The sequence below is a fragment of the Enterococcus sp. DIV0086 genome (genome assembly GCF_050498705.1).
GTDB classification, from domain to species: domain Bacteria; phylum Bacillota; class Bacilli; order Lactobacillales; family Enterococcaceae; genus Enterococcus; species Enterococcus faecalis.
The window spans coordinates 953,653-970,585 of record NZ_JBNIDN010000001.1 but is presented as its reverse complement, the minus strand read 5'-3'; the positions used below and the strand labels follow the sequence as shown (position 1 = coordinate 970,585).

Annotated in this window: 10 protein-coding genes; 8 read left to right on the top strand and 2 right to left on the bottom strand. The window is 35.9% G+C overall.

Annotation, left to right across the window (positions count from 1 at the left end):
- Window positions 1–23: 23 nt before the first annotated feature.
- Window positions 24–1,751 (bottom strand): ABC transporter ATP-binding protein, encoded by a 1,728-nt coding sequence (locus IGI63_RS04590; protein WP_002362898.1) that lies wholly within the window; start codon window positions 1,749–1,751, stop codon window positions 24–26.
- A 66-nt stretch (window positions 1,752–1,817) separates the two neighbouring features.
- Here IGI63_RS04590 and IGI63_RS04585 point away from each other — a divergent pair, with 66 nt between their 5' ends.
- The 8 genes from IGI63_RS04585 (at window position 1,818) to IGI63_RS04550 (ending at window position 14,641) form a co-directional block, all read left to right on the top strand.
- Window positions 1,818–2,633 carry a MerR family transcriptional regulator gene (locus IGI63_RS04585; RefSeq protein ID WP_002383586.1) on the top strand — a complete coding sequence of 272 codons (816 nt, stop codon included), beginning with the start codon at window positions 1,818–1,820 and terminating at the stop codon, window positions 2,631–2,633.
- A gap of 473 nt (window positions 2,634–3,106) precedes the next feature.
- Window positions 3,107–6,838 (top strand): isopeptide-forming domain-containing fimbrial protein, encoded by a 3,732-nt coding sequence (locus tag IGI63_RS04580; RefSeq protein WP_429975396.1) that lies wholly within the window; start codon window positions 3,107–3,109, stop codon window positions 6,836–6,838.
- 538 nt (window positions 6,839–7,376) lie between these two features.
- Window positions 7,377–8,333, top strand: a complete 957-nt coding sequence (locus tag IGI63_RS04575) for an ABC transporter permease (RefSeq protein WP_002356852.1) — start codon at window positions 7,377–7,379, stop codon at window positions 8,331–8,333.
- A gap of 11 nt (window positions 8,334–8,344) precedes the next feature.
- A complete protein-coding gene (locus IGI63_RS04570; RefSeq protein WP_002359877.1) occupies window positions 8,345–9,268 on the top strand; it encodes a carbohydrate ABC transporter permease in 924 nt (307 codons plus the stop codon).
- 23 nt (window positions 9,269–9,291) lie between these two features.
- Complete coding sequence (locus tag IGI63_RS04565; RefSeq protein WP_002362904.1) at window positions 9,292–10,758, top strand: ABC transporter substrate-binding protein; 1,467 nt, start codon at window positions 9,292–9,294, stop codon at window positions 10,756–10,758.
- 70 nt (window positions 10,759–10,828) lie between these two features.
- Window positions 10,829–11,464 (top strand): YesL family protein, encoded by a 636-nt coding sequence (locus IGI63_RS04560; RefSeq protein ID WP_002362905.1) that lies wholly within the window; start codon window positions 10,829–10,831, stop codon window positions 11,462–11,464.
- Window positions 11,418–13,148: a sensor histidine kinase gene (locus tag IGI63_RS04555; RefSeq protein WP_429975979.1), complete on the top strand. Its 1,731-nt coding sequence runs from the start codon at window positions 11,418–11,420 to the stop codon at window positions 13,146–13,148. Before IGI63_RS04560 ends, IGI63_RS04555 begins: the two co-directional genes overlap by 47 nt.
- Before the next feature lie 11 nt (window positions 13,149–13,159).
- Complete coding sequence (locus IGI63_RS04550; protein WP_429975395.1) at window positions 13,160–14,641, top strand: response regulator transcription factor; 1,482 nt, start codon at window positions 13,160–13,162, stop codon at window positions 14,639–14,641.
- A 40-nt stretch (window positions 14,642–14,681) separates the two neighbouring features.
- Here the strand turns inward: IGI63_RS04550 and IGI63_RS04545 are convergent, their stop codons facing one another.
- Window positions 14,682–16,823: a GH92 family glycosyl hydrolase gene (locus tag IGI63_RS04545; RefSeq protein WP_002374433.1), complete on the bottom strand. Its 2,142-nt coding sequence runs from the start codon at window positions 16,821–16,823 to the stop codon at window positions 14,682–14,684.
- Between the last annotated feature and the right edge of the window lie 110 nt (window positions 16,824–16,933).

Here is a 16,933-nt window from a genome sequence, read left to right as displayed (position 1 = left end):
AAGCAGTCACATCCTTTCTTTAATTACTTGGGTAAGATACCTTGCGATTTAGCAAAGTCTTGGTAATAGCTATTAGTGGTAAGTAAATCAGCGTGGGTGCCTTGACCAACAATCCTTCCTTCATCTAGGACGATAATATTGTCAGCGTTCATGATTGTACTTAACCGTTGAGCAACAATGAGTAAAGTTTTGTCCGACATTTGTGCATGTAAAGCGGCACGTAGAGCGGCATCAGTTTTGTAATCTAATGCGGAAAAGCTATCATCGAAAATATAAACGTCTGCCGGTTTGATTAAGGCTCGTGCAATACACATTCTTTGTTTTTGACCACCAGAATAGTTGGACCCGCCTTGTGCTACGAAACTTTCAATCCCTTGTGGTAAGGAATCGATAAATTCAGAAGATTGTGAAATTTCTAGTGCCGTTCTTATTTCTTCTGTAGTTGCTTTGGCATTTCCCATTAATAAGTTTGATAAGATTGTCCCACTGAAAAGAAAGGCTTTTTGTGGCACATAACTGATGACTTGGCGAATCGTTTGCTGAGATAATGAGCGGATATCTGTGCCAGAATAGCTAATCGTGCCGGCTGTGACATCATTTATTCGTAAAAGTAACTTAACTAAAGTACTTTTACCAGCGCCAGTTGCCCCAACAATCGCCGTTGTTTTTCCTTTAGGGATGACAAAACTAACATTTTCTAAAACAGGATCAGCTGTTTCTGTGTATTGAAACGTGACGTGATCGAAGCAAATCAAGGCTTTCTCAGGATGATAAGCAATGGTTGCTTCAGTGTGAGGATCGCTAATTTCAATTTCTTCTGACAAAACTTCTTGCAAGCGATTCAAGGAAGCAACGGACCGTGGAATGACAACTAATACCATAGCCGCGATCATTAAGTAGGCCAAAGTTAGAAGCGTATATTCAATCACAGCTGTAACGGTGCCAATTTGTAGGGTGCCTACTGCAACTAAATTACCGCCAAACCACAAAATAGAGGCGTACACAACGCCCATTAATAAAAAGGCAACGGGAGTAATCCAAGCAAAGATTTGATTCACTTTACTCATGCGTTCAGCATAATTTTTAAATGTTTGATTGGTTCGCTGCTCTTCAAAATCTTGATTATTGAACGCACGAATCATATTAATTCCAGTAAAGAACTCTCGTAAAGTCGTAGTAATTCGATCCATTTTTGGTTGAATTTTTAAAGATAAAGGGGTACCTTTTTTCATTAAAAAATAAACAACGACTAAGTAAAATACGATGGAAGCCAATGTTACCCAAGCGAGTGAAACTGAATAAGAAAATGTCATCACTAAGGCAAATAAACTAATAATAGGCGCTGGAAAGATTAATTGGCAAAATAGCACAATCATTGTTTGAACATTATCTACATCGTTGGTCATTCTAGTTAGCAAAGAATTTGAACCAAATTTATCAACATTTTTCATCGAGAATTGTTGAAATTTTTTAAAGAACAATCCTCTAACTTGAAAACCAAATTTAGCAGCTACTAAAGCAGACAAATAGCTAGAAATAATTGCGGCAATTGTTCCAATGAATGCCACAAGAAACATTTGTATGCCAATCGTTTTAATTACTTGTTGGTCACCGCTAACGATGCCCACATCAATCAACTTGCCAACTAATTTAGGGACGCCAAGGGTTCCTGCGATTTGCAAACAGATGGTTAAAGTTGTCGCAAGAACAATCCATTTATTTTCTTTAATAAACTCTTTCATTAATTTCATGAAATTTCCTCCTTAAACAATACCGTTTTAGCTGTTACAAAGAGTCATTGTACACGTTCAAGTAACTTGAATGTCAACAGTAGAAATGCTAAACTTTTTGATGGAGGGAACAGTATGGAAAAAAATTACACAATAAAAGATGTTTCTGAGTTGTTAAATATCCCTAAGTCCACGATTCGTTATTGGGACGAGCAAGGGTTGATTAGTACAACACGCAATGAAGAAAACGGATATCGAACCTTTGATTTAGAAGATTTGTTCAAAATATATGATATTGATTTTTATCGAAAAATGGGGATTCCTATCAAAGATATGTTGAATTTATATAAAAAGACACCTACCGATCTCTATGCCACCATGGAAGCAACAGAAGAACAACTGGGGCAAGAAATAAAAAGGCTTCAACATAAATACAAAGAAATCAAGAAAAGAAAATTACATTTACATGCGTTAATTGATTTAGAAACATTGGTTTTTTCAGATGAACCAATTCCTTTTGATAAAATTGTTGTTGTTGATATTGAGGATCCAGAAGAGATGAAAGTTTACATGGAACACATTTCAACTTTAGGTATTTACGGGGATTTAAGTGAATCCAATGAACTGACGTATGGGATTTGTTTGGCAAATCATGTGAATAAAAAAAGTTTAGATAAAGTGATTTGGCTCAAAGAATCAAGTAGCCAATACAAAGGCTTTATTTTAAAAGTCAATACACAAGATACCCGTTTGAATAATATCGAAGAAGTAAAAAAGCGTTTAGCAAAACAAGGATTTGAAACAGGCATCGTTGTCGGAGAGCATATCTTGACACAACTAGAAGAGGAAAACCAATATATTGAATATTATTATGGTTGGATTGAAATTTTAGGGGAAAAGTAAAATAATTAAAAAAAGGAACTAGCAATAGCAAATGTAGCTAAGCTAGTTTCTTTTTTTGGTAAATGTAATGAAAATTACATGAAAAAAGTTTTAGTTTTTAAAACAATTTAGAACGAATGTTATTAAAGGGAAAACAATAAAAAAATTACTCTTAAAGCTAGAACTTACCTATATTTGTATTTTTTTAGGGAAAGTCAATATATTTGCTTCATATAAAACGTGTTATTTAATTCGCTATTTTTTGTTGAAATATCAGGTTTTTTTCTTTTTTTAGCTAATATAATGTGTTACTTTTTGATTATAAGGAGAAACGGAAAATCGTACGTTAAAAAAAGTTGTTGTAGCTAAATAAAGAAAGAATTGAAGGTTGAAAAGTATTTTATGGAGGTGGATATTGAGAAACAATGAGTAATTGTAAAAGTTGTTTGAAGATGATTTGTTTAAGTAAATGAAAAGAACGAAGGAGAATGTAAATGAATAGAGCAGTTAAAAATTTTGTGAGTTACCTTATGATTACCATGTTGTTTATTTTAAATTTGTTACCAATGATGAACGCGTTTGCTCAAGAAGTAACAAGTGATGCTGAGAATACTGTTGAAAAAGACGGGCTCAAAGTAATAGGGAAAATAGAAGATACATCGTCTCAAGAAGATATTAAAACGGTCACTTACGAAATAACAAATACACGAGATGTACCAATCAAAAATCTCATTTTAAAACAAAAAAATAACAATGATAGTCCAATCAAATTTGTATTAGATACTTTAAGCGAAGAGCGAGGACCTACGTCTTTAGAAGAACAAGCAAAGGTTGAAACAAATGAGAAAGATCAAACAACCGATATTAAACTGCTTAACCTTCAACCAAATTCGACAAGAAAGATTACCATAAATGGGCAAATAACTACAAAAGCGTCGAGCAAGTTATTGGTCAGCGTACTAATAGAAGATAATGAAAAAGGAACACTAGTAATTGATTTACCTAGTAAAGATATGCTAGCAGATAAAGAGTCGGTTTCGAAGGAAAAACAGGAAACTTCAGAAACAAAAGTAGAAAATCAGGCAAACGAAACAGTCTCTTCTACAAATGAAATGACCGCAACTACTAGTAACGAAACAAAGCCTGAAGCAGGAAAGGCGACAGAAAGTATTCAAGAGACTGCACTAACGCAGGCTACCGAAAGTCCTGAGCAACCTCCATTAAAGGCGCAACCTACTGGTCCGTTAGTGCCACCAACACCTGGTCGGGGGTTTAATACACCGATTTATCAAAGCGTTCATAAAGGAGAACTTTTTTCAACGGGAAATACCAACTTAAAAATTGCGAATGAAAATACGGCGGCTGCACAAACATTTTTAAACACACGAGGAGCAAGTAGTGGTTATGCAATTAACAATTTTCCTTTAGAATTTGCAGATGTTGACAATGATCCAAATACGTATAACTCTAGTCGGGCTTATATTGATTTAAATGGTGCAAAAGAGATTGCTTGGGCGGGCTTATTTTGGAGTGCATCTAGATATAAAGGCCCTGCTTACGGAACAAATCTTTCTGATGAAGAAATTAGTGCACCAGTTCAATTTACTACACCAAATGGAACCGTACAGCGTGTTTCGCCCCAAAGGTACCATCGTATCGATCAAGATGCAACAAACCCAGGACAACGTTTCGGGTACAATAACACTGGATTTTCTAATTATGCAGATGTAACTTCAATTTTACAAGGGGATAAAAGTGCGACAGGGAGTTATACGTTGGCAGATATTCCTATGACAAGTAGTTTAAATGGTCAATATCAATATTATAACTTTAGTGGTTGGAGTTTGTTTGTTGTTACAAAGGATCAGGCAAGTAAGTCAAGAGCTTTTAGTATTTACTATGGAGCACGTGGTAATGCTGCTGGAACCAATAATGAATTTACTATGAGCAACTTTTTAACAGCAAAACAAGGAAATCTTGATCCAATTGTGACCTGGTTTACTGTTCAAGGAGATAAATACTGGACTGGAGACAACGCACAAATTAAAAATAGCGCAGGAACTTGGGTAAATATTTCGAACACGCTCAATCCAGTTAACAATGCTATGAACGCAACTGTGACAGATAACGATGAACATATGGTAGACAAGTATCCAGGGAAATTTGCGCCGGATCATCCTAATTTTTTAGATATTGATATCGATCGTATGGCAATTCCCGAAGGTGTTTTAAATGCTGGACAAAACCAAATTAATTTTAGAACAACAAGTAGTGGTGACGATTATTCTACGAATGCGATTGGTTTTGCTGTAAACGCAGAAACGCCTGAATTTGAAATTAAGAAAGAAATTGTGGAACCAAAAGAAACTTACAAAGTTGGTGAAACAATCACGTATCGTGTCTCACTAAAAAATACAAAAGCTGATTCTGAAGCGATAAATTCAGTCTCGAAGGATGCACTAGATGGTCGCTTAAATTATTTGCCAGGCTCTTTAAAAATTATTAGTGGACCAAATTCTGGTGAAAAAACGGATGCTTCAGGCGATGATCAAGCTGAATATGATGAAACCAATAAACAAATTATAGTCCGTGTCGGCAATGGTGCAACTGCTACACAAGGAGGTAGCTACAAAGCTGATACAGCTGAAACAATTTACGAATTTAAAGCGCGGATAAATGAACGAGCAAAAGCAAATGAATTAGTGCCTAATAGCGCAGCCGTTGAGGCAGTAGATATTTTAACATCTGCAAAAGTCAACGAAACTTCTAATATAGTAGAAGCAAAAATTGCGGACGAACAAGTAACTGGCAAATTAACCGCAACAAAAACCGTTAATAACGCTAAACCAAAACTAGGCGAAACTATCGAGTACACAATTAGCTTCCGCAATACCATCGAAAACGGCGTCCTAAACAAAGTGGTTATCACAGACCAACTACCAAAAGGACTGACGTATGTCAAAGATAGCCTAACAAGTGTCGGTGATGAACCAAAACCAACCAGCTTGAAAGAAATCAACGGCACAATCACAGCGGAATACCCAAGTATCACTGATACGAAAGAACGGAGTATTCGTTTCAAAGTGATCGTTAACGAAGAAGCGAAAGCGGGCGAAACAATTCTCAACAAAGCCAAAGTAGATGACACAGTTAATCCGCCCGAAGAACCAGAGGTGCCGGTGGTACCAGAAGCGAAAGAAGGCAAATTAACAGCAACAAAAACCGTTAATAACGCCAAACCAAAACTAGGCGAAACTATCGAGTACACAATTAGCTTCCGCAACACCATCGAAAATGGTGTCCTAAACAAAGTAGTTATCACAGACCAACTACCCAAAGGACTGACGTATGTCAAAGATAGCCTAACAAGTGTCGGTGATGAACCAAAACCAACCAGCTTGAAAGAAGCCAACGGCACAATCACAGCGGAATACCCAAGTATCACCGATACGAAAGAGCGGAGTATTCGCTTCAAAGTGATCGTTAATGAAGAAGCGAAAGCGGGCGAAACAATTCTCAACAAAGCCAAAGTAGATGACACAGTTAATCCGCCCGAAGAACCAGAGGTACCCATTACACCCGAAGAACCAATCACACCTCAAGTAAAAGAAGGCAAATTAACAGCAACAAAAACTGTTAATAACGCTAAACCAAAACTAGGGGAAGCGATCGAATACACAATCAGTTTCCGCAATACCATCGAAAACAGCGTCTTAAACAAAGTAGTTATCACAGACCAACTACCAAAAGGACTGACGTATGTCAAAGATAGCCTAACAAGTGTCGGTGATGAACCAAAACCTACCAGCTTGAAAGAAGCCAACGGCACAATCACAGCGGAATACCCAAGTATCACCGATACAAAAGAGCGGAGTATTCGTTTCAAAGTGATCGTTAACGATGAAGCGAAAGCGGGCGAAACAATTCTCAACAAAGCCAAAGTAGGTGATGGCATCAATCCACCAGAAGAACCAGAAGTGCCCATTACGCCTGAAGAACCAGCGAAAAATAAAAAGGAAACAAACAAAGTTGTTACAGACCAGAACAAACCTACAAAAAATAGTAAAAATGAAATTGCCATAAACAAGAAAGAAACGTCTAAATCATCCTATTTACCAAAAACAGGAGAAAAAGTCCAAAAAATATTTGCGTATCTGGGTGTAGGACTGATCTTAATTGTATTAATTCTCTATGTTATAAAGAGAAACAAAGAAAAAGAGGAGTAAACAAAATCGATTGTTTTAGAACGACTAATTAGCTGAAAATTTAAGAGTTGACGACATAAGTCAAAATGACCTATGTCGTCAACTCTTTTTGATTTATAACAAGAAATCCAACATATTGTGTGTGCATAAAGGCAAATAGAAAAATAGTAGTGAAATAGCTAGTAATAATAAAGAACCAGCTTGCATTAAAACTGCAAAAAAATAAACTACAATTAAACGAATTGCTCTAGTGTTTTTTACGGATAAAATTCAAAAATAGTCCTCCTCAAAAATAATTAGAGGATATCCTTTGTGAAACTATCAAGTTCTCAGATTTTATAAAACAAATACACGCTAGCAAAATCGCTTTATGAGTGAGGTTTAGCCAATTGTTTTTAAGGTTCTTAAACAGTTGTAAAAAAAATATCAGATAAACGTTTTCACAAAGAACAGTCAATTCGGTAAATTTTTACCTTAAAATGACACAAAATCTATAATTTGTTTCTCAAATCCTATAATTTGTTCCTTAAAAAGATATTATGAAAACGCTATTATATTTATGAAAGGAGCGAAACGAATGAAGAAGAAAAACGGGTTTTTTCAAAATGTATGGCGTTATAAGGCCTTAATCCTTATGGCGTTACCAGGATTTATCTGGTTTATATTTTTCTTCTATATACCAGTCTTAGCCAATGTGGTCGCATTTAAAGATTTTCATATTTCACCAGATGGTTTCTTAGCTAGTCTAAGAGAAAGTCCTTGGGTTGGTTTTGAAAACTTTAAATTTTTATTTGCGTCAAAAGATGCTTGGTTAATTACTAGAAACACCATTTTGTACAATGTCGTCTTTTTAGCCTTTAACTTATTCTTCGCGATTGCTTTTGCTATTATTATGAGTGAATTAAGAAATCGTCGCTTGGTTAAAGTTTATCACACGATGTCATTGCTACCATATTTCTTATCTTGGATGGTTATTAACTATTTTGTTTATGCCTTTTTAAGTCCAGATAAAGGGATTTTGAATCAATGGATTACTGGTAATGGCGGCACAATGATTAACTGGTATGCAGATCCACGTTGGTGGCCAGTAATTTTTGTCTTCCTAAATGTTTGGAAGAGTCTAGGCTACAACAGTATTATCTACTATGCTTCTGTGATGGGGATTGATCCGACATACTATGAAGCAGCGATGGTGGATGGTGCCAACAAATGGCAACAAATAAAAAATGTTACGATTCCACAAATTTTACCAATGATGTCTGTTTTATTAATTTTAAACATCGGCGGTATCTTCAGAGCAGACTTTGGTTTGTTCTACATCGTACCAAGAAACTCAGGTGCGCTTTACAACGTGACAAGTGTGTTAGATACCTATATTTACAATGGCTTAACGGCTACTGGTGATGTAGGCATGACGGCAGCTGCAGCGTTATATCAATCTGTCGTTGGGGCATGTTTGTTATTAATTGCGAATTTAGTTGTTCGTCGAATTGAACCAGATTCAGCACTATTTTAGGAGGAAGGATTATGAAAAAGAAAAAAGTCACTAGCGTTAACGTTCGATCCTTCAACCCGACAGCGAATTTGATTTTCAATATTGTCATTGCGATTTTTGCTATTTCCTGTGTGGTTCCGTTTTTCTTTGTTATTATGATTTCATTGACAAGTGAAGGATCATTAGCAGCAAACGGCTACCGGTTTTGGCCAAAAGAATTTTCATTGGAGGCCTATCGTTACATTTTCCAAGGGGCAATGAGTCAACGCATTATTCATGCCTTAGGGGTAACGGTCTTCATTACGGTGACAGGGACGATTGTCAATGCAACAATGACGTCATTATATGCCTATGTCATTTCTCGTTCCAACTTTCCATTTAAAAAATTCTTTACATTGTTTGCGTTAATTACAATGTTATTTTCACCAGGGATGGTTGCGAACTATTTAGTAATGACAAACTTATTGCAATTGAAAGATACAATTTGGGCGTTAATTTTGCCTTTAGCTTTAGGACCATTTAATATTTTAGTGATGCGAACGTTTTTCAAGAAAACCGTGCCTGACAGTATTATTGAATCGGCACGTATTGATGGCGCAAGTGAAATGCGCATTTTTGTCAGCATTGTGTTACCACTAGCCGTTCCAGGGATTGCCACAATTAGTTTGTTTGCGGCTTTGGGTTATTGGAACGATTGGTTCAATGCGTTACTTTACATTCAAAAAGATACCTTGGTACCATTACAGTATTTATTGATGAAAATTCAAAACAACTTAGAGTTCTTATCAAGAAGTACGGATATGGGTGCAGCAGCACAAGAAGGGTTAGGCGTTCTACCAAGTGAATCGGCTCGAATGGCGATTGTTGTCTTATCTACGTTACCAATTGCGTTAACTTACCCATTCTTCCAAAAATATTTCGTGGGTGGTTTAACAATCGGCGGCGTGAAAGAATAAAATTGTACAGGAGGAAATAAGGAATGAAAAAATGGCAAAAAGGATTAGCCGTAGCTGGCGCAGCAGCTTTAGCTGTAGGATTAAGCGCGTGCGGTAAATCTTCAAAAGATGCAGCGTCAAAAGGTGATGATAGTACACCAACGTTATTAATGTATCGTGTTGGGGACAAACCAGATAATTATGACCAATTAATCGATAATGCGAATAAAATTATCGAGAAAAAAATTGGGGCAAAATTAAAAATGGAATTTGTTGGTTGGGGTGATTGGGACCAAAAAATGTCAACAATCGTTGCTTCTGGTGAAAGCTATGATATTTCATTAGCACAAAATTATGCAACGAATGCACAAAAAGGCGCCTATGCTGATTTAACTGATTTAGCACCTAAATATGCCAAAGAAGCCTATGATCAATTACCAGATAACTATATTAAAGGAAATACGATCAATGGAAAACTGTATGCGTTCCCAATTTTAGGTAACTCTTACGGTCAACAAGTTTTAACTTTTAATAAAGAATATGTCGATAAATACAATTTAGATATTAGTAAAGTTGATGGTAGTTATGAAAGTGCAACGGAAGTTCTAAAAGAATTCCATAAAAAAGAACCAAATATTGCTGCTTTTGCTATCGGCCAAACATTCTTTGCAACAGGTAATTATGACTTCCCTATTGGTAACCAATATCCATTTGCAGTAAAAACAACTGATACTGGCTCACCAAAAATTATTAACCAATATGCCGACAAAGACATGATTAATAACTTAAAAGTCTTACATCAATGGTATAAAGATGGCTTGATTCCAACAGATGCTGCTACAAGTACAACACCATATGACTTAAATACCAATACTTGGTTTATGCGTCAAGAAACACAAGGACCTATGGATTATGGTGATACAATCTTAACACAAGCTGCTGGCAAACCACTTGTTTCTCGTCCACTAACAGAACCATTAAAAACAACATCACAAGCGCAAATGGCTAACTATGTTGTTGCAAACACGTCTAAAAACAAAGAAAAATCTGTTGAATTGTTAGGTTTATTAAACAGCAATCCAGAATTGTTAAACGGACTTGTTTATGGTGAAGAAGGCAAACAATATGAAAAAGTTGGTGATGATCGCGTGAAATTATTGAAAGATTACACACCAACAACTCATTTGAGTGCTTGGAACACAGGAAACAACTTAATCATTTGGCCAGAAGAATCTGTCACTGAAGAAATGGTTAAAGAACGTGATAAGAGCATCGAAGAAGCAAAAGATTCACCAATTCTTGGTTTTACTTTTGTAAATGATAAAGTGAAAACTGAAATCACTAACGTTGCTACAGTTATGAACCGTTACGCAGCAAGCTTAAATACAGGAACTGTTGATCCAGAAGAAACACTTCCAAAATTAATGGATGACCTAAAAACAGCTGGCTGGGATAAAGTTCAAAAAGAAATGCAAACACAATTAGACGAATATATCCAATCTCAAAAATAATCACAGGAGGCTGAGGCATTAGCTGAGCGCTTTTGGCTCAGCCTTTTACATAATAGAAAGGAAGAGGAAGATGGAAAGTACAGGGATTCAACGGTTGTTTTACCTTTCCTGGACAGTAATCAAACTAAATTTACTGTTTGTTTTATTTAGTTTAGCTGGAGGGATTATTTTTGGTGTTGGTCCAGCACTCCAAATGATGACTGATTTCATTTTGGAAGAGGGTATGAATTATCAAGCAATTACCGTTAAACGAGCATTTGAATCATGGAAAGCACATTTTAAAAGAAGTAACTGTTATTTTTTACTTTTTCTCTTCACTTTAGGATTTGTTTTTTATAATATTTATTTAGCCGTTCAATTTACCGGAATAATGTGGTTAATTATTACATTTATTTTATTTTTTGTTTCCCTAATACTCGTTATTTTTTACATTTATATGCTACTATATGAAGGAAGCTATTTTATCTCAACTATTGATTTAATGAAGCTTTCATTTATCAGTATCTTTTTAAACCTCGGTGTATTTTTTAAAGTCTTATTCGGTGTAATTAGTATCGTTGCTTTAACTTGGAAAATGAAAGGACTGCTACTATTTGCTTCGTTTGCCTTAATTATGATGTGGTGTGCCTATGTCACGCGTAAAAATCGCCAGTTTATTGATGGAAAGTTGGAACAAAATGAAGCGAATCTTCAAAAAACTGTTTAAAAAAAAATATTTATTAAATCGATTAGTACAAAAATACAGTCTACTGTTAACAAGTATTATTTTGTTAACGGTGGCTGCTTTGTGCGTTTATGTTACTTATACAATTAACTTATCAATTGATTCACAAAAAAATAACGCCGTTTCCCAAATTGACAGCTATGTAACGAATAAAAATAATGCGGCGACGAATATGATTAATGAATTAGCTGGCTCTGCAAGTAAAATTGAAAACATGCGAAAATATATGGAACTTTCTCCTCCTGAGTATTTTGACTATACTTACAGCCAATGGTCGGAAGATCGGGTCAGTACCCACTTTGGAAATAATTTAAGTACATTATTTAGCACCTTTCCTGACTTAGAAGAAGTGATTATTCGCTTAGATGAATTTGATCAGGTTTTGTTCGCCAATCGCACAGCTACAAATGGGAAAAAAATGGATATGTCATCAATTAAAAAACATGGCTTTCAACTAATGCGAATTATCTCCGATCCTTATACAGGACAACCGCTGGGAGAGTTGTACACTGTGTTTTCAAGTCAAGAGTTGCTAGGCAACCAAGCAGACTTATTGAAAAAATCAGGTATTAATGCGTTTATCTATGATAGTGCTGGAAATCAAATTTTTTCTGAAAAAGCACAATTTACCAAAGAAGAAGAGCGGCAACTAGATAAAAGAATGCACACCGATAGTGACATTCAACAGGTTTTTCATAATCGCTACGATATTACGGAAATAGAAAGCAGTGGCCGGAGTACCATTCTCTTATTAACAAGCCGCCGAGTCTTATTTCGACAATTGTTTATGAATTATGCGGCCATTTTAGGGATTGGATTACTTTTGATTGTTATTTTATTAGTGGGCTTAAACCGCCTGTTTAAACGCTATTCTCAACAAGTCCAATTAATTTTAGAAGCGACACGAGCCATTGGCGATGGCAATTTAAAAGAACGAATTGACACGAATCAAGTTCAGGAAGAATTGAATGATATTGCTTCTGCGATTAATTTTATGGTAGACAGTTTAGATCAATACATTCACGATATTTATACTTTAGAAATTAAGCAACGCGATGCCCACATGAGAGCATTACAGTCGCAAATTAATCCTCATTTTCTTTATAATACGTTGGAATATATTCGCATGTATGCCTTGAGTCGGCAACAAGAAGAACTAGCTGATGTTGTCTATGCTTTTTCAACGTTACTTAGGAATAATATTAACCAAGAAAAAACCACGACCTTGGCAGAGGAAATCTCATTTTGCGAAAAATATGTGTATTTGTATCAAATGCGTTATCCCGACCAATTTGCCTATAAGTTCGAAATAGAAGAAGCAATTGCTGATGTTGAAATTCCTAAGTTCATTATTCAGCCGCTTGTCGAAAATTATTTTGTGCATGGTATTGACTATCAACGACAAGACAATGCTATTAAGGTCCACGCCTACCGAGAAGGCGAAAAAATTATTGTGGCTGTTGTGGATAATGGAAAAGGAATCACCGCCAATCGGTTAGAGGAAATTCGCGCACGTTTAAATCAAACAGAAATAGAAACGGAACAATCCATTGGATTAAGAAATGTTCATGAACGTTTACAACGCTTTTTTGGGGAGAGTTATGGTTTAACCATTGAAGGGAAAGAAGGAGAAGGGACGACAATTCGTCTTTCGTTTGTAGCATAAGGGGTGAAAAGATGTATCGAGTGATGTTTGTTGATGATGAATATATGATTTTAGAAGGCTTAAAATGGATTATTCCTTGGCAAGAGTTAGGATTTGAAATTGTTAAAACAGCGCGTAGTGCGCAAGAAGCATTGGCTTTTTTAGAAACAGAATCCATTGATGTTTTATTAACAGATATTACGATGCCGGAAATGAGTGGGATCGAATTAATTGAGCAAGCAAAGAAAAAAGGACATCAATTTATTAGTTTAATTTTATCAGGTTATCAAGAGTTTGATTACGTCAAAAAAGGCATGGCTTTGCAGGTCCAAGATTATCTTTTGAAACCAGTCAATAAGCAAGAACTATTAGACAATATCCAGAGAATTAAAACAGAATTGGACCAACAAAAAAAATCCCATGCCCGCGTGCGTCTATATCTAGAAAATGGCTTGATGCGTTGGCTTAATGATGAAATCAGCGAAGGGGAATACGAAGAGTTAATGCAGCAATTTGCGACTATAAAACCAGGTGATTTTACCGTTTTATTGGTTGAAGCTGAGATGCCATTTTTAGAAACAATCAAGGAACTATTTATGAAAAAAGGCCAACTGTTATTCATTGAAAGTTGGATGAGTACGTACCACCAATTGTTACTTATCTATAAAGGGGCCAGACAAGAAGCGTTCTTATTTATTCGTGAAATTGAAGCGATTCTAGCTGGTCAAGGTCAGATTTTTGTAGGGGAATCTGTCAATGAATGGGAAACGGTTTATGAAAGTTATGAGAAAGTAAAACAGTTGCAAGCAATTGAAACGTTTTATCAAGAATTTCTGCCAAATAATCAAAAAGAACAAATGAATCGTTCGGCAGAAGATTTTACTTTTCTAGCGTTTAACCAAGCCTTGATGATTGGGGATATGCAGACCATTCAACGGGAATTAGATGCTATTTTCAATCAGTTAAGTCAACAACATGCTACGCCAGAATATGTACGCTATGTAGTCTTCTTACTTTTTTCAGATATCTCCCGTCAGTATCCAACTGTGTTAGAAGAAAACTATGAAAAAATCGTGGAAGAAATTCGAGCTAGCAACAATCTTAATACACTGTATGCGTTAATGCAGCAAGTCTTGGCAGAAGTGAAAAATAAACCTAAAATAAAAAAATATTCAGAAAGTGTTAGCCAAGCTGTAGAAAGAATTGAACAAGGCTATTTAGAAGAATTAAACTTAAAAACGGTGGCGGATGAGCTTCATTTGAATCCTAGTTATTTAGGCCAAATTTTCAAAAAAGAAACCAAGCGGAGTTTTTCTCAATATTTGAATCAAGTGCGTACCAAACATGCCCAGAAATTATTATTGTACACGGATGATACAATCAACGAAATTTCAGAAAAAGTAGGATTTAACAATACCAACTATTTTTCAAAAATGTTTAAAAAATTAAATGGAATTACCCCAAAAGAATTTCGAGAGCAATACCAATCAAATTACGCAGGCGTCGAAGAATAAAAAGAAAGATGTTCAATTTTTATGAACATCTTTCTTTTTATTATTTTTCCGTACTTAATGAAAACGGTCGTTCTGCTGTGTTTTGTGGATTCGGGACGATCCCTAATTGATAATCTAAAGTCCCACCGTTTAATAGTTCTTGATGAGTAAAGTAAGGCGCAGTATGTTTTTCTTGGTTTAACTGAATTTCATGAATAAATTGTTGTTGGACTTTGTTTGGTGATGTCTGAATGGTTAATTGTTTACCATTTGACAGTTTTACTTCCGCCGTCTGGACTAAAGGCATCCCGATTACATATTCACCAGTTCCTGGTGTGACGGGATAAAAGCCTAAGCTATTAAAAATATACCAAGCAGACATGCTGCCATTGTCTTCATCACCTGGATAGCCAGTTGGTGAAGCATCAAATGTTTGCATTAGTTGTTTTAAAAGTGGTTGAGCCATCTCTGGTTTGCCGATGTAGCTGAATAGAAACGGATAATGGAAACTTGGTTGATTTGAGATGGCTAATTGACCAAAATCAATTGCCGCCATTTCACTCATTTCATGAATTTCAAAACCATAGCCTTCAACGTTAAAGTTAGGCGCTTGATTGCATAGCTGAATTAATTTTTTTTCGAAAGCTAACTCGCTACCATATAGCTTAATCAAACCTGCAAAATCTTGATAAACCGCAAAACTTGATTGCCAAGCACTTCCTTCGGCGTAATCTTTGCCCCAACGAATATCTAAAAAGTCAGGACGGAAATTGCCTTCAGTATCCTTGGCTTGCATAAAGCCAGTTTCAGGATTAAAAAGTTGTTGATAATTCAAGGCTTGTTGACGATAAAATGTTGCGGTCTCTGAATCATTCAGTGTTTTTGCAACTTGCGAAATACAGAAATCGCTGTACGCATAGTCTAAGGTATGATTGACAGATTCATGATAGGTTGAAGGAACATAGCCATATTTTAGATAATCCAGAGTTCCTTGACGTCCATAATTTTCTCGTTCGCTTTGTTGTGTGGCACCTTTTTTCATCGCTTCTAGGAACTGAGGCATCAAGTCAGGACGAATCTTTTTCACGGCGGCATCAGCAATGACAGCGTCAATCAAGGTGCCGGGCATTAAACCACGCTCATCTGGAGATAACCATTTTGGCAAGAAACCTGTTTCGTTGTAACTATTTAAAAAGCCTTCTAGCATCTCTTCGTATTTTTCTTGAGCAATTAGTGAGAACAATGGGTAGACCGTTTTATAAGTATCCCAAAAGCCATTATTGGTATATAGTACACCAGGACGAACCGTTTGCGAGAACGTATCATAATGAATCGGCTGCTGATTTTCGTCCAATTCATAAAAGGTTTGCGGAAATAGGAATGTTCGATACAGTGTATGATAAAACGTTTTAGTATGTTCAGGGTTTTCATGCGTTACTTTAAGGCGATCGAAATAATTATGCCAATCTGCGATTCCTTGTTGCAGCATCTCAGTAGAACGCAAAGAGATTTCTCGCGCTAAATTTAACTGCGCTTGTTTTTCAGAAATAAATGAACTACTAAAATGAACAACTTGTTGAGCAATATTTCCAAAAGAAAGAAGGATTTTGCCATCTTCACCTGAAGAAGGGGCAAACCATTTGGTTAAAGGCTGTTCAAAATGAAGAACAAAATAAAAACTAAAATCTGGATCTTCACAACCAGAATAGTTGATGACTTTTACAGCCACTTGATGGTCATCTAATTGTTTTACTTGATAACGTCCAGGCAGAGTTAGTAGTAAGTGATTATCTTTTTGTTGATAATCAATGGTTAAGATACCACCATACATGCTTGGGATTAATTGAGAAGTTATTTGATAGCGTAATTGAGTTAAGTTAATTTCGACAGGAGAAAAAAGGCTTTCTTCTGGACGATAAGAACTTTGGGCATGGAATAAAGAAAGTTCCGACAATGAACCACTGACAGGGGTCATTAATAAATGGCTAAAATCACCCATCCAAGGACTTGGTTGATGCGTTACTCGATAGCCTTGAAATGTTCGATCTTCTGGATGAAACCACCAGCTGCCTTTTTGGTCAGTTGTTTGCGGGGCGTAAAAGTTCATCCCAAATGGCACGCCAGTATAGGGTAGACAATTTCCATTTGAAAAACTATGTTGGTTGGCAGTTCCGTGTCGCGTATCAATCGCTTGAATATTCATGAAAGTAGCTCCTTTGTTTTAAATGATATATCATATAGGCTGATTATAGCACAAAAAACAAGAAATGAAAGCGTATTTATTTGCTTTTTTATTTATTTTTAACGAATTGG